Source organism: Bradyrhizobium sp. LTSP849, assembly GCF_000938255.1.
Classification (GTDB): domain Bacteria; phylum Pseudomonadota; class Alphaproteobacteria; order Rhizobiales; family Xanthobacteraceae; genus Bradyrhizobium.
Genome location: NZ_JYMR01000056.1, coordinates 191192 through 204363 on the forward strand (window position 1 = coordinate 191192; position 13172 = coordinate 204363).

Annotated in this window: 17 protein-coding genes; 7 read left to right on the top strand and 10 right to left on the bottom strand. The window is 62.8% G+C overall.

Translation table 11 applies throughout. The annotated features are described in order from the left end of the window. Window positions 1-39: 39 nt before the first annotated feature. Window positions 40-930, bottom strand: a complete 891-nt coding sequence (gene blaBJP / locus UB31_RS38055) for a BJP family subclass B3 metallo-beta-lactamase (protein WP_045014502.1) — start codon at window positions 928-930, stop codon at window positions 40-42. A 268-nt stretch (window positions 931-1198) separates the two neighbouring features. Here blaBJP and UB31_RS38060 point away from each other — a divergent pair, with 268 nt between their 5' ends. Next, on the top strand, window positions 1199-2527 hold the full coding sequence (locus tag UB31_RS38060; RefSeq protein ID WP_045014503.1) for an alpha/beta hydrolase: 1329 nt from the start codon (window positions 1199-1201) through the stop codon (window positions 2525-2527). Window positions 2528-2549: 22 nt separating this feature from the next. On the opposite strand, the gene UB31_RS38065 is transcribed toward UB31_RS38060, so the two are convergent. The 3 genes from UB31_RS38065 to UB31_RS38075 all read right to left on the bottom strand — a co-directional run bounded on the left by UB31_RS38065 (window position 2550) and on the right by UB31_RS38075 (window position 4410). After that, entirely contained in the window at window positions 2550-2834 is a 285-nt protein-coding gene (locus UB31_RS38065) for a TonB-dependent receptor plug domain-containing protein (protein ID WP_197090915.1), read from the bottom strand. A 63-nt stretch (window positions 2835-2897) separates the two neighbouring features. Next, complete coding sequence (locus UB31_RS38070; RefSeq protein WP_045014505.1) at window positions 2898-3905, bottom strand: hypothetical protein; 1008 nt, start codon at window positions 3903-3905, stop codon at window positions 2898-2900. Window positions 3906-4107: 202 nt separating this feature from the next. After that, a complete protein-coding gene (locus UB31_RS38075) occupies window positions 4108-4410 on the bottom strand; it encodes a hypothetical protein (RefSeq protein ID WP_045014506.1) in 303 nt (100 codons plus the stop codon). A gap of 232 nt (window positions 4411-4642) precedes the next feature. Between UB31_RS38075 and UB31_RS38080 the strand changes: the two genes are divergently transcribed. Further along, entirely contained in the window at window positions 4643-4918 is a 276-nt protein-coding gene (locus tag UB31_RS38080; protein WP_045014507.1) for a hypothetical protein, read from the top strand. A gap of 15 nt (window positions 4919-4933) precedes the next feature. Here the strand turns inward: UB31_RS38080 and UB31_RS38085 are convergent, their stop codons facing one another. From UB31_RS38085 to UB31_RS38105, 5 genes are all read right to left on the bottom strand, one after another. Further along, window positions 4934-5626, bottom strand: coding sequence for an MIP/aquaporin family protein (locus UB31_RS38085; protein ID WP_045014508.1), 693 nt, complete (start codon window positions 5624-5626; stop codon window positions 4934-4936). Further along, window positions 5626-6036, bottom strand: coding sequence for an arsenate reductase (glutaredoxin) (gene arsC, locus UB31_RS38090; RefSeq protein ID WP_045014734.1), 411 nt, complete (start codon window positions 6034-6036; stop codon window positions 5626-5628). The genes UB31_RS38085 and arsC overlap by 1 nt, the downstream gene beginning before the upstream one ends. 11 nt (window positions 6037-6047) lie before the next feature. After that, a complete protein-coding gene (locus UB31_RS38095; protein ID WP_045014509.1) occupies window positions 6048-6518 on the bottom strand; it encodes an ArsI/CadI family heavy metal resistance metalloenzyme in 471 nt (156 codons plus the stop codon). Between the two features lie 11 nt (window positions 6519-6529). Further along, window positions 6530-6874, bottom strand: a complete 345-nt coding sequence (locus UB31_RS38100; protein ID WP_045014510.1) for an ArsR/SmtB family transcription factor — start codon at window positions 6872-6874, stop codon at window positions 6530-6532. 90 nt (window positions 6875-6964) lie between these two features. Beyond that, window positions 6965-7555: a TetR/AcrR family transcriptional regulator gene (locus UB31_RS38105; protein ID WP_045014511.1), complete on the bottom strand. Its 591-nt coding sequence runs from the start codon at window positions 7553-7555 to the stop codon at window positions 6965-6967. A 176-nt stretch (window positions 7556-7731) separates the two neighbouring features. Between UB31_RS38105 and UB31_RS38110 the strand changes: the two genes are divergently transcribed. The 5 genes from UB31_RS38110 to UB31_RS38130 all read left to right on the top strand — a co-directional run bounded on the left by UB31_RS38110 (window position 7732) and on the right by UB31_RS38130 (window position 12598). Continuing rightward, window positions 7732-8109, top strand: a complete 378-nt coding sequence (locus tag UB31_RS38110) for a DoxX family protein (protein WP_045014512.1) — start codon at window positions 7732-7734, stop codon at window positions 8107-8109. A gap of 253 nt (window positions 8110-8362) precedes the next feature. After that, window positions 8363-9214, top strand: a complete 852-nt coding sequence (locus UB31_RS38115; RefSeq protein WP_045006762.1) for a 3-hydroxybutyryl-CoA dehydrogenase — start codon at window positions 8363-8365, stop codon at window positions 9212-9214. A gap of 136 nt (window positions 9215-9350) precedes the next feature. Then, entirely contained in the window at window positions 9351-9815 is a 465-nt protein-coding gene (locus tag UB31_RS38120; RefSeq protein ID WP_045014513.1) for a group III truncated hemoglobin, read from the top strand. 266 nt (window positions 9816-10081) lie between these two features. After that, window positions 10082-10735 (top strand): QcrA and Rieske domain-containing protein, encoded by a 654-nt coding sequence (locus UB31_RS38125; RefSeq protein WP_045014735.1) that lies wholly within the window; start codon window positions 10082-10084, stop codon window positions 10733-10735. Window positions 10736-10870: 135 nt separating this feature from the next. Next, window positions 10871-12598, top strand: coding sequence for a methanol/ethanol family PQQ-dependent dehydrogenase (locus UB31_RS38130; RefSeq protein WP_045014514.1), 1728 nt, complete (start codon window positions 10871-10873; stop codon window positions 12596-12598). 263 nt (window positions 12599-12861) lie between these two features. On the opposite strand, the gene UB31_RS38135 is transcribed toward UB31_RS38130, so the two are convergent. Then, window positions 12862-13122 (bottom strand): hypothetical protein, encoded by a 261-nt coding sequence (locus UB31_RS38135; RefSeq protein ID WP_045014515.1) that lies wholly within the window; start codon window positions 13120-13122, stop codon window positions 12862-12864. Between the last annotated feature and the right edge of the window lie 50 nt (window positions 13123-13172).

Genomic DNA, 13172 nt, shown 5'->3' on the forward strand with positions numbered 1-13172 from the left:
GCCTCTCTCCGCTGGGAGAGGCGGCGCGCGCGAACCACATTATTTCGCGGGCTGAAGCGCCGCCATCTGCTTGGCGAGCTGCTTGTCGAAATCCTCCGACAGGCCGGTCGCGTAAGTCGTAAGCTCGCCCGGCTTGACGAACGGATTCGGCGAGCTGTCCTTTATCTGCTGCGCGCGCTTGTCCTGCATGCCATAGACCTCGGGATGCGGCCCGAGCAGCACATCAATCTTCATTGCCTTGGCCTTGGCGAAGGTTGAGCGATAGTCGTCGACGATGCCGGCATAGGTCGGCTGACCGACCAGCCGGTTCAGCGCCACGGTGCCGCTACAGAAGAACAGCACCTCGCGGTCCTGGCTGCCGTCCTTGACGGTCATTTCCCAGCTTGTGCAGCCCGGCGAATGGCCCGGTGTTTCGTGTGCCGTCAGCGTGGTGTCGCCGAGGGTGACCTTGTCGCCCTCCTTCACGGCGCGGTCGACCTTCACTGCGGGGAAGGCGAGATCCTCGTTCTTCTCGTCGCCGGGATAATAGCCGCCTTCGAGCAGCGCCTTGTCGCGCTCACCGGCCACGAGCTGCGCGCCGGTCTCCTTCTTGATCTCGGCGAAGCCGCCGGTGTGGTCGAAATGCGCGTGCGTGTTGAGGATGTACTTGATGTCGGCGACCTTGAATCCGAGCTTTGCGATGTTGTCCTTGATCATGCCGGTTGACTGGGGAAGGGCCGTATCCATCAGGATCAGTCCTTGCGAGGTCTTGATGATGTAGACGGCGATGCCGTCGGTGCCGACATAATAGATGTTGCCGATGAGCTGGAACGGCTCGAACGGCGTGGTCCACTTCTTGGTGACCGCCGCAATGAAATCCTTGACGGTTTGCGCCTGCGCAACCGGTGCGAACAGTGCCAGCGCGCACAGCGCGGCCGTGAGCTTTCTCATCGTTTTCCTCCCAAAGTGTTCTTGTCGTTATGATTGCACGTGACGTTCGCGCGCCTCGACCTACCGCAAGCTACGTGTTGCGCGATAAGGCAGCAACGGCCTCATGTTCGAAAAATTTCGCGCCATGCGCGGAATAACGATCCCTGTCCGGTTTGAGCATGGCGGCTATTGCTGCAACGCGGTCGCCCGGCGTTTGACCGCGCGCGGGCCACCCGCCATACTTCCTCTCAAGACGAGCCTGCAAGACTCGTCGGCACCGGGAGCTGAAATGACCAATTCATTGTCCGTCCTTGCGGGGACGCTGATTTCCCTCGTCTCCTTCACGTCAATTGCCAGTTCGATTGCCTTGGCGCAGCCGGCCTGCGTCACCCAGAACATGGCCGTGCCGCCGGGCGCCAACACCACCGACAAGGCGGCGCCATTCTTCATCGACACGACGGGCCTCGATTTCAAGACGACGCCGCCGACGCGCGATCCCTCGAACCCGAACTATCCGCGCGCGACCGAGCTGCCCGATGGCATGCTGCCGCCGCCAGGCGCCGAGGGCAATTTCATCATCGGCCCCACCCACAATCCCGCGCCGGAGACCATAGCGAAAGAAGGTGTCCCACGTGGCACGACAAAATCCTTCACGCTCACGTCGAAGGACAGCACGATCTACAATCCCGGCCTGATCCGCGACGACGTTGCCGGATGCAGCAACTCCTCGATCATGACGACCGTCACCGCGCCGGACGACAAGTCGAACATGATCGTCACCGCCAGCCATCCCGGCGTGTGGTCGCGCACGATCGACGTCTATGTGCCGGCGCAATATGTCGCCGGCACGGAGGTGCCGTTCATCGTGATCGGCGACGGTGGCTCCGCCGCGTACAAGGATCTCCCCACCACGCTCGATAATCTCATCGCGCAGCGCCGTGTGCCGCCGATGATCGCGATCCAGATCGGCAATGGCGGCCAGGATGCGCAGGGCAGTCAGCGCGGGCGGGAATATGACGCGGTGTCCGGCGCCTACACGCAGTTCGTCGAGCGCGAGGTGCTGCCGCTGGTCGAGCAGCAGACCGGCGTCAAGCTCACCAGGAATCCGGATGGGCGCGCGACCATGGGGCTGAGCTCGAGCGGCGTGGCGGCCTTCACCATGGCGTGGTTCTATCCCGATCTCTATCACCGCGTGCTGGCGTTCTCGCCGACGATGGTCAACCAGCAATGGCCGCACGATCCCTCGCTACGCGGCGGTGCCTGGGAATATCACAGCGGATGGACCGGGCCGGCCACGCCCAATCTCATTTCGAAAGCCGGCGTGCTCACGCCCGCCGATCCGCCTGGCGTACCGCTGATCCTGAGCGCGCCGACCAAGCCGATCCGCTTCTGGTTCTTCGGTGGCGACCAGGACCTGTTCTATCCCAACCCCACCATTCCCGATGGCATGCACGACTGGACCTTGTCGAACGCGCTGACAGCAAAGGTACTGGCGGAGAAGGGTTACCACTACCAGTTCCTGTTCGTGCGCAACGCCAAGCACGTCGACCGGCCGACGATCGCGCAAACGCTGCCGTCGGCGCTGGAGTGGGTCTGGAAGGGTTATCCGATTCCCTGAGCGCGCAAGCCGCGAGAGGCGCCTAGTGCCCGATCGTCACGCCGGCGGTCGAGCGCATCGCGTCCTTCAGGCTCGTTGCGTTCATGTCGTCGAGCACTTGCCGCGTCAGCACAGTGGTCTGGCCGGGCGTGTTGAGGATCGTCTCGCCGCGCGAGGAGGAGAGCCGGTCGGCCTTGTAAGGTGCAGCCGGATCGATAGCGGGTGTCGTCGCAGGCGCGTGGCGCTGCCGTTTGCTGGAAGCGGCAAACGCGCCTTGCGAGACACAGAGGGCGGCGATCACGATCAGTCGCAACAATTTCGCGGGCATGCGATCTCCCATATCCAGGGTGTCAGCCTAGCATATGGTGAGCATCGTCGCAGAGCGAAAGGATCAGGCGAGAGCGGCCTGGCGTTCCCGCACCGGCTCGCGAACCCGGTCGGATTTCCCTGGCTCGGCGAGCCGGGTGAAGCTGCGCTTGTCCGCCTGCGCGGGCGCATCGACGATCACGCCTTCGCAGACAATCTGGCCGCCGAGCATCTTGAATTCCAGCTTGTCGTAGCGCGGCAAGTTCTCGCCAGGCGCAGGCGGCAGCAGTTCGACGCGCCCCTGGATGTTCAGCGTGGCATCGCCGGTGCCGTGAAGCCGCGGATTCCACATCCTGATGCCGGTCTCAGTCCAGCGTTGCCGGATCAGCGTGGCGCGATCGACGGGTTCGGCAGCTTTCGCACGAGCCTTCGGTGCGCTGCGGATCTCCGGAGCGGGAGACGCAAGGACAGGCTCAGGCTCGTTGCTCGTCGGGACAATGGGGGAGTCGGCGGACGAGCTGTCCGCGGCAACGATGGTGATGGGCAGAAGATCGTTCGCGAGGACCGGCTCGATCTCCACCGTGACGCTGGGAGATGCCTCGCTGTCGACGCTGACCGCGGGAACAGCGGCCGAAGCGGTCTCGACCTCGACAGATGAGACGAAGGCCTCCTCCGCAACGACAGGTTCAACGTCCGTCGGGAGTTCGGCAGGCGGCTCGCTGCCGATGATGAGTTCAGGGATATCAGCCGGCTCGTTGTCGACGTCAAACGAGACCGACGCCTCTTCTTCGACGATCGGCCCAATTTCCGGGAGCACGGCTCGAGATGACTCGTCGCTGACCTGGATATCGGCCGGCGCGGCCGATGGGCTCTCCGCGATGACAGAGACAGTCGTATCATCGTCTGCGGCCGCGATGTCTGCGTCGTTGTGCAACGCCTCGGTGCTGATACCGATGTCTAGAGCCGGAGCGACGTCGACGATGACGGCAGGCGGCTCGTCCGCGACGATCGGTGCCACGTCAATGCTGCCGCCGTGCGGCAAGGGCCGAAGCCGGGTGAACGCCCATTTCACCGCAGGAATGCGGCGCAGCAACGATATCAGTCTCGAAAGCACTGGGAGTTGTCCAAGAGGTACTCAGCTTGAGGCAGTCGCTGATTCGCCAGCATTGCAAAAAACTGCCCCGGCCGTCACACCGCTGTCAATGTAGGTGGGACCAATTGCAGAACATCCACGCATCCGCCGCGTGCGAGAGAGCAATGCAGGTGACATCTCGCCTGTGGCCGCGACGCAGCGTTCATTCGAAATGCATGGATGCAAGAGGATCATCTTCGCGATCGGGCAGGCGCGTCGTCGGAGGAAGCGAGGCGTGCTCCGCTTTGCGGATGTGCGGAAGAACCGGCTTGCGAGCGAGCGCGACAGAGGCGGCACGGATCGAGACGAGCCCATCACATTCCGCTCGTTCAGCGCCCCACGCGCAGTCGGCGCTTGAGGGCGCGGCGATGCCTGCGCCGGGGTCACCGGGCCAGGCCTGCGCCGGACCAGCTATCGCGAGCGAGAGGATGAGCCGAAAGGCTGTGACGATGGCTGTCTTTGTCATGGGAGGCTCCAAGCAGGTCTATCGAAAGGATCGGGCCGGAGGCGCAATATTCCGCGCCGCTGCATGATCTCGCGGCCGCTCACGCGAGGTTCAAAAGCCGTGAGGCAGGCGTGAGGGGCGCCCTCGTTCGCAGGCGATGAACTGTTCCGGGAACCAGGATGCGACAAAGCACCACCGCAGAGTTCCGGGGCGCCGCGCCTAGGATGGGTGGGCAGCAAGGCGAAACGCTCGCATGTCCGATCCTCCCGAAGACAGGATCGTTCCGATCCGTTCGTTGCAAGGCGCGAGGCTCGACGAGCGCTTCGACGCAACGCTTGCCGATCTTCAGGGCCGGCGCGACGAACTCGTGCAAGTCATCGCGCGTCTTGGCGAAGGATTGGCCGTGATCGATCAGGCGGCCGCAAGCGGATCGGCGCAGTCGGCGCGGGATCTTCTCGATCTCCTCGCCACGGCCAAAGTCCAGCTGGACGAGGTGTCGGCCATCATCGAGAGACTGCGATCGTCGTGACAGCCATGCCGGCTTTCAGGAGACCTGTGGTGAGGCGCCCCGCTTCACGGAGCATCCGCTCCAAAGCCAGTTCGCGAGCGGAATGGCAAGGATCGCCCCAACAAGCTGCGCGGCAATGAAAGCTGGCACGCCGTGCGGGGCGATGCCTGCGAACGTGTCGGACAGCGATCGGGCGATGGTGACCGCGGGATTGGCAAACGACGTCGAGGCCGTGAACCAGTAGGCCGAAATGACGTACAGGCCGACGGCGTAAGGAACGGCGGCGGGGGTTCGCGATGCGACACCGAGGATTGTCAACAGCAGACCGAAAGTCGCCACGGCCTCGGCGAGCCATTGTCCCGCTCCGGTGCGGACTGTCAGAGAAAGCTGGAGCACGGAAAGCTCGAACATCAGATGCGCGATCCACACGCCTATGATCGCGCCGGCGATCTGTGCGACGATGTAGATCGCAGCATCGGTCCATGGCGTCTCGCCGCGTAGCGCGAATGCCAGCGTTACCGCCGGATTGAAGTGGGCGCCCGATATCGGGCCAAACATCAGGATCAGCACGACGAGGATGGCGCCTGTGGCGATCGTATTGCACAACAGCGCTAGCGCAATGTTTCCGCCCGAGAGCTTTTGGGCCATGATTCCCGAGCCGACCACCGCGGCAAGCAGGAACGTGGTCCCGAGCCATTCGGCAAAGGCACGCTGTGCAAGGGCCGGCATCAGGCGCCACGGTCCAGCCGGACGCGCTCGCCGTCTTCCTTGACGAACTCGCCCTGCTGCCCGGGCAGGAGATCCAGCACCAGCTCGGAGGGACGGCAGAGCTTGACGCCCTTTGGCGTGACCACGATCGGCCTGTTGATCAGGATCGGATGCGTCATCATGGCGTCGAGAAGCTGCTCGTCGGTCAGGGCCGCGCTGCCGAGCCCGAGCTCGGCATAGGGCGTGCCCTTCTCGCGCAGCAGGTCGCGCAACGAGAGCCCCATGCGCGCGGCAAGCTGCTGCAACAGCGTGCGCGACGGTGGCGTCTTCAGATATTCGATCACATGCGGCTCGATGCCGCCGTTCTGGATCATGGCGAGCGTGTTGCGCGAGGTGCCGCAGGCAGGATTGTGGTAGATGATCGCGTCCATGGCCAACACCTTCAGCAGCAGGCCTGTGACGGCTTCGGTGCCGCCTGCGGCGCGCAGCAAGCCGATTGCTGCTCATGCGCGACCCGCGCGCGGTTCTCGCCGCTGCCGTCGCCGTAATCGGTGCTCTCGCCCGTGGTGTGAAAGGTTTCCCAGGCGATGCCCGCGGGATCGTCGATCCAGGATTTCTCCGACTTGGCATAGCAGCAAGCCGTCTGCCCCTGTTCGATCACGTTGCCGCCGGCCTGGCGCAGCCGCGCATAGACGTCTTGCAGCTCGTCGCCGGTCTCGACCTGGATGCCGAGATGGTCGAGGCCGGGCGCGCGTCCGCGCGTCGAGATCGCGAAGTTCACGCGGGGATCTTCGAGCATCCATTTGGCGTAGTCGGATTTCACCACCGAGGGCTCGCTTGCGAACAAGGCCGAATAGAACCCGATGGAGCGGGGAAGGTCGTCAACGGACACGTGGACGTGCAGGCGCTTCATGGTCTGTCCTTTCAGGCTGGAACCTTGCTGCGTTTTCGCGCGGGTTTCGAGGGTGTGACAGGAGCGCATGAAACGCCGCCACAGCAGTTTTCGGTCAGGAAGCCGACGAGCGTATTCATGATCTCGAACCGCGCCGTATAGATCATCGAACGCCCCTCGCGCCGGACGGTGGCAAGACCAGCCATCCGCAGCCGGTCGAAGTGAAACGTCAGCGTATTGGGGGCGAGATCCAGTGCTTCCGCGATCGCGCCGGCGGCCATGCCGTCGGGACCGGCCTGCACCAGCAGGCGGAAGACGTCGAGGCGATTGTCCTGGGCAAGCGCGGCGAGCGCAGTGACGGCATCTGTCTTTTCCATATTTCAACGAATATTGAAATGAAGGCGGCCTGTCAATCGCGTTCTTGGCCTGCTCATCGGCGATCTCGCCCCGTCGACGTCGCGATGCCGCTAGCGGAGGGAAGATTCGATGGCCTCTTCGATCTGCTTTTTGAATCGAGCTTTGAAATCGGGCACCTCGTAGCCCAGCGTCATTTCCAGATGCGTGTCACCGAGGACCAGCGAGACAAAAGTTGACGCCCTGACCGCGGCTGTCTTTTCGTCAAAGCGCTTCGCCAGGATTCTGGCGGCCATGCTCCGGGCCAATTGCGGACCGTGCTGATAGAATATGGCACCAAGCATCGGGAGACGGCCGGCCTCCGCGACAATGGCGCGATAAAGCGCCAGGCTGTCGGATGCAATCAGGCTGCGTGCGAGCAATTGTCCAAGCGCTCGCAATTCGTCTTTGATTGGGCGGTTGGTCGGATATGCGGGTTCGATCGCGCTGGCGCACATCGACTGCACCAAACCGAGAAACAACGCCTCCTTCGAGCCGAAGTGGCGATAAACGGTTTGCTTGCCGACACCGGCGGCGGCAGCGACGTCGTCCATTGTCGCGGTCTCAAAACCATCGTGCAGGAATACGGTCTTGGCGCCTTCTAGGATTGCGGTCCGCTTACGGGTTTGCAGCGGGGTCAATTCGGGAATCGATGCTGAATTCATAGACCGGTGATAGCCGAAAAAATTGCTGTTGACGAGACTGGTCAGTCTCGTTACTAAGCGTCCGCAACGAGACTACTCAGTCTCGTTCTCATCGGCTTGGCCGGTTAGGCGCGGGAGGAGTGGATCGTGAAACTCCTTCCCGGAACAACAGGCCCAATGCAGGAACGGATGCATAGATGTTCGCGGAAATCGTCTCATTTACTCCGGCCATCCTCGTCGGGGTTTTGGCCGTCGTATTCCTCCTCGCCGGTATGATCAATCTGAGCGGACGGGGCACGGTGAAGGCCGACTTCGTGCGTTGGGGCTTTCCAGCGGGTTTTCATCTTGTCTGTGGCGGACTGGAGCTTGTCGGCGCTGTGCTGTTGCTGGTGCCTTCGACCAGGCTCCTGGGTCTGGCGTTGCTTGGCGCGATCATGGTGGGCGCCATTGTCTCGCTCCTGCGCCATCGGGAGCCGGTCTCGCATCTTGTGCCGGCTTTTGGTATTGCGATCCTTCTTGCACTCGCCGCGATGGCTCTGTCGGCGGGCGGCTTTTGGCCGCTTTATCAGTCCTGAATTACACGCCAGCGCACCCGCATCTCGGCACTCAAAAGGCGGCAGAGGAGGCAGATCGCTCGGGCCGAACAGGCCGCGAGACCGCCAAATCATGCCTTTCGCGGCTTTCAGGCGGCTTTATTCCCGCCATGGATGCTTTAAGGAAAGGGGAGGATCGGGTCGCGCGCGCCCAATGGCGATGCTAGACCCTGATGCAGGAAACAGGGCGCGGGCCTGTGCCGGCACGCCCGCAGGATGAGAAGGATATGAAGCAATGATCCAAACCGTTGGTATCATCGGGGCAGGGACCATGGGCAATGGCATCGCCCAGATCTGTGCCGCGGCCGGGCTTTCGGTCGTGATGGTCGACATCTCCGATGCGGCGGTGAGCCGCGGTGTCGCCACCGTCGGCGGCAGCCTCGAGCGCCTGGTCAAGAAGGAGAAGATGTCGGCGGCCGATCGCGAGGCGACGCTTAAGCGCATCACCGGCACGACCGATCGTGCCAAGCTCGTCGACTGCGATCTCGTCATCGAGGCCGCGACCGAGAACGAGGAGCTCAAGGTCAAGATCCTGAAGGACCTCTGCGCGACGCTGTCGCCGCGCACGCTGCTTGCGACCAACACCTCGTCGATCTCGATCACCAAGCTTGCGGCGGCGACCGATCGCCCGGATCGCTTCATCGGCATGCACTTCTTCAATCCGGTGCCGGTGATGGCGCTGCTGGAACTCATCCGCGGCTTGCAGACCTCGGACGACACCCATGCCAAGGCGCTGGATTTCGCCAAGCGCGTCGGCAAGGTGGCGATCACGGCCAAGAACAGCCCGGGCTTCGCCGTCAACCGCATCCTCTGCCCGATGATCAATGAGGCGATCTTCGCGCTCCAGGAAGGGATCGCGACCGCCGAGGAGATCGATGCCGGCATGAAGCTCGGCTGCAACCATCCGATCGGGCCGCTGGCGCTCGCCGATCTCGTCGGGCTCGACACCATGCTGTCGGTAATGGAGGTCTTTTACAAAGGCTTCAACGACCCCAAATACCGTCCGGCACCGCTGCTGAAAGAAATGGTCGATGCCGGCCATCTTGGCCGCAAGACCGGGCAGGGCTTTTACACCTATAGCGCCTGATATTGGCGCGGGCGGCGGGTGCTGAGCGCCCGTCGCTTGTCCCGCAATGTGCGCTGCGTCAAAGACGACGCGCGCGATTGACCCAACAATGTCGAACGGGTGGCGTGCGGGAACAATTGAACGGACAACAAAGAATATGTCGGATCGACTGAAGGCCGAGCGGGAAGCTGCGGCTGAGCGGCGGAACCTCTTGGTCCAGGACGCGATCGAGCGCACCGGGATCACGGAAGAGATGATCGGGGAACTCGTCACCCGCTTCTACGGGCGCGTGCGTGAGGATCCGCTGCTGGGGCCGGTGTTTGCGATCGTGCAGAATTGGGACGAGCATCTCGCCAAGCTCAAGAACTTCTGGTCCTCTGTCGTGCTGATGACCGGCCGCTATCACGGCGTGCCGATGCGGGCGCATTTTCCACTCACGCTCGCCGGGAACCATTTCGACCGTTGGCTCGATCTATTCGAGCAGACCGCGCGCGAGGTTTGTCCGCCGCCAGCCGCCGCGCTGTTCATCGACAAGGCGCGGCGCATCGCCGATAGTTTTGAAATGGCGTCGGCGACCGTGGCGGGACGCATCGCGTCGCCGCGCCATGTGCTTCGATCCTAGAATACAAAATGCCTGCCTGAGAAACGTGCAAACGAATTGATGTTCGTTGACATGGCGGCGCACGTTAGCGCGTCGCACCAATTCCAACATCATCGGTCTGATCTGCAAAATCATCATGTCGCTCGCGTAGCGTGGCGTTGAAATTACAAAAACGCGTTTGATTGCGCTCATTTGCGTTCAATCAAAACGAGCATAGCCATATTGATGCACTGCGGCGCCAATTCTTCGCCTTTTTTTCGGCAGAGTTCCAGCGCCTGCTAGCATGCATGTCGAGCGCATCGTTCAACACCACATCCTCATCCTCCGACAACTTCGCGGAAACTGAAGTCGACGTGTGCGCGGAGCAAACGAGGCGAACGCTCCTGCTCGGTGCGCTCGCCACCACCGCGTGCCTTGGCTGTTCCACGCAGGTCCACGCCGGCGAGGATCCGCCCGGCTCCGATGAGCGGCCACAGAAGGGCGATCTGCTCGTCTTCTCCGAAGGTGACCAGGAAGGAAAACCCGTCACCTCGGCCGATCTGCCGCGCGGCGGGCCGCCGGTGCATGCCTGGCCGAAGGATCCCAAGACATCGGTGGTGCGTAGTGCCTCGCGGCTGAACGAGATCCTGATCATTCGGCTCGATCCCGCCGAACTCGACGAGCAGACGCGCGCGCGTGCCATCGATGGGATCATCGCCTATTCGGCAATCTGTTCCCATGCCGGCTGTCCCGTCACCGCCTGGGTCAAGAGCGATGTCGGCGACAAGGAGGTGTTCAAATGCATGTGCCACAACTCCGAATACGATCCCCGCGCGGGCGCGCAGGTCGTGTTCGGGCCAGCGCCGCGGCGGCTCGCCGCGCTGCCGCTGGCGCTCGCTGACGGCTCGCTCAGCGTTGCCGGCAACTTCGTCGGAAAGGTAGGTGGCGTACAGCAGGGATGACCGACGCGCGGGTCGCGCCCGCGTCACGACAGGCCGCATCCGCCAACGCGCGGGTGACGAGAACGACGCGCACGACGAGAACAACGACAAGAATTCACCAAACGAATTCAAAACGGATGAAAAGGGGATACGTCCATGACCAGGAAGCAATGCTTACTGTCCGGCTTCGTCGCCTTCACGTGCCTTGTCTCGACTGCGGCCGTCGCCGGCCCGATCGAGAGCTACTCTCCGGTCACCGCGCAGCGCCTGGAAAATCCGGAACCGGGCAACTGGATGCTCTATCGCCGGACCTATGACGGGCAGGGCTATAGCCCGCTCGATCAGATCAACACCACCAACGTCAAGGATCTCACGCCCGTCTGGACGTTTGCGACAGGCGTGGTCGAAGGCCATGAGGCGCCGCCGATCATCAACAACGGTGTGATGTTCGTGGCGACCCCGATGGGACAGGTGATCGCGCTCAACGCGAAAACTGGTGACGAATACTGGCGCTACAAGCGGCAGCTCCCGGACGATCTGTTCCAGCTGCACCCGACCAGCCGCGGTGTCGGCCTGTGGGAGGACAAGCTCTACCTCGCCACCACTGACGATCATGTCGTCGCGCTCGATGCCAAGACCGGCAAGGTGGTGTGGGATACCAAGGTGCAGGATTACAAGAAGGGTCAGTACATGACCCTGATGCCGCTCGTCGTCGACGGCAAGGTCATCGTCGGCGGCTCCGGCGGCGAACTTGGCGTGCGCGGCTACGTCGCCGCATATGATGCCAAGGACGGCAAGGAGTTGTGGCGCACCTTCACCATTCCTGGCGAAGGCGAGCCCGGTCACGACACCTGGCAGGGAGACGATTGGAAGACAGGCGGTGGTTCCGCCTGGATGACCGGCAATTACGACAAGGACACCAAGACCATCTATTGGGGCGTCGGCAACGCCGCGCCATGGCCCGGCGAGACCCATCCCGGCGACAATCTCTACACCTCGTCGGTGCTCGCGCTCGATCCCAACAACGGCAAGATCAAGACCTATCACCAGTACCACCAGAACGACTCCTGGGACTGGGACGAGGTCGACGCGCCGATGCTGGTCGATTTGCAACGCGACGGCCGCAACATCAAGAGCCTGATCCATCCCGGCCGCGATGCGATCTTCTGGATACTCGAGCGCACCCCGACCAAGATCAACTATGTCGCCGGCTGGCCGTTCGTCGCAACCGACGTCTGGAAAGGCATTGATGCCGAGAGTGGGCGGCCGATCGTCGATCCCGATCACAAGCCGGCAATCGGCAAGCGCGTCGAGTTCTGTCCGTCGTTGTGGGGCGGCAAGGACTGGCCGTCGGCGTCCTACAGCCAGAAGACCGGGCTCGTCTACGTGCCCGCCAACGAGAATTTCTGCGGCGGCTTCACCGGCGAGAAGGTCGCGCTCAAGCCGGGCGAGCTCTGGCTCGGCACCAAGCCGGAGGACATCGGCCTGAAGGCGAAGCCCGGCGCCGATCATTTCGGCGAACTCCAGGCCTGGGATCCCACCACCGGCAAGAAGGTGTGGCAGCACAACTTCCCGAAATCGCAGCTATTCGGCTCGGTGACGGCAACCGCGGGCGACCTCGTCTTCGCCGGCGGCACCAACGACCGCAACTTCCGCGCCTTCAATGCCAAGACCGGCGAAGTGTTATGGGAGCAGAAGACCAACTCCGGCATCATGGGCATGCCGGTGTCCTATGAGATCGACGGCACCCAATACGTCGCGATCCAGTCCGGTTGGGGCGTGGATGCCCAGCGCATCCAGGACGCGCTCGCGACCAACAATATCGGCATCGAGTCCAACGTGCCGCAAGGCGGCGTGATCTGGGTGTTCGCGCTGAAGAAATAAGCTCCGCGGCGGATCGAAGAAGGCGGAGCGGGGGCGAGCGAATGCGGCGGACGGTAACGTCCGCCGCATTTTTTGTGTACCTTCTTCCCTTCTCCCCTTGTGGGAGAAGGTGGCGCGAAGCGCCGGATAAGGGGTTGTATCCGCGAACAACAATGCGCGAGATTCGTATGGACAAACCCCTCACCCAAGCGAGGTTGTAGCCACCAGCGTCGCTGCCCTCTCCCGCAAGGGAGAGGGCACATCAATGCGAAGGCGCTAAACTACTACTTCCCCTGGCGGTCGACCTTGTCCTTTTCCTTCTGGTTCATCTCCTGAACCTTCGGATCGGTGCTGCTCTGCCCAGTGGTCTGGGTGGTCGTGGTGGGCGGCGCGTTGGCGTTCGGAAGCGAGTTCTGGTCCGGCGCGGTGGGACGCGTCGCCGTAGTCGGTGGCGTGGTGTTGCTTTGGGCGTATGCGCCGGCGGCAATCAAGCAAAAGGCGCCCGACAGCAGCGAGACTGCGAGCGCCTTTGAGATATTGGTCATCGATCTGCTCCTGTCAGATCGATGGCAACGGCGTGAGGCCGCTTTCCGTT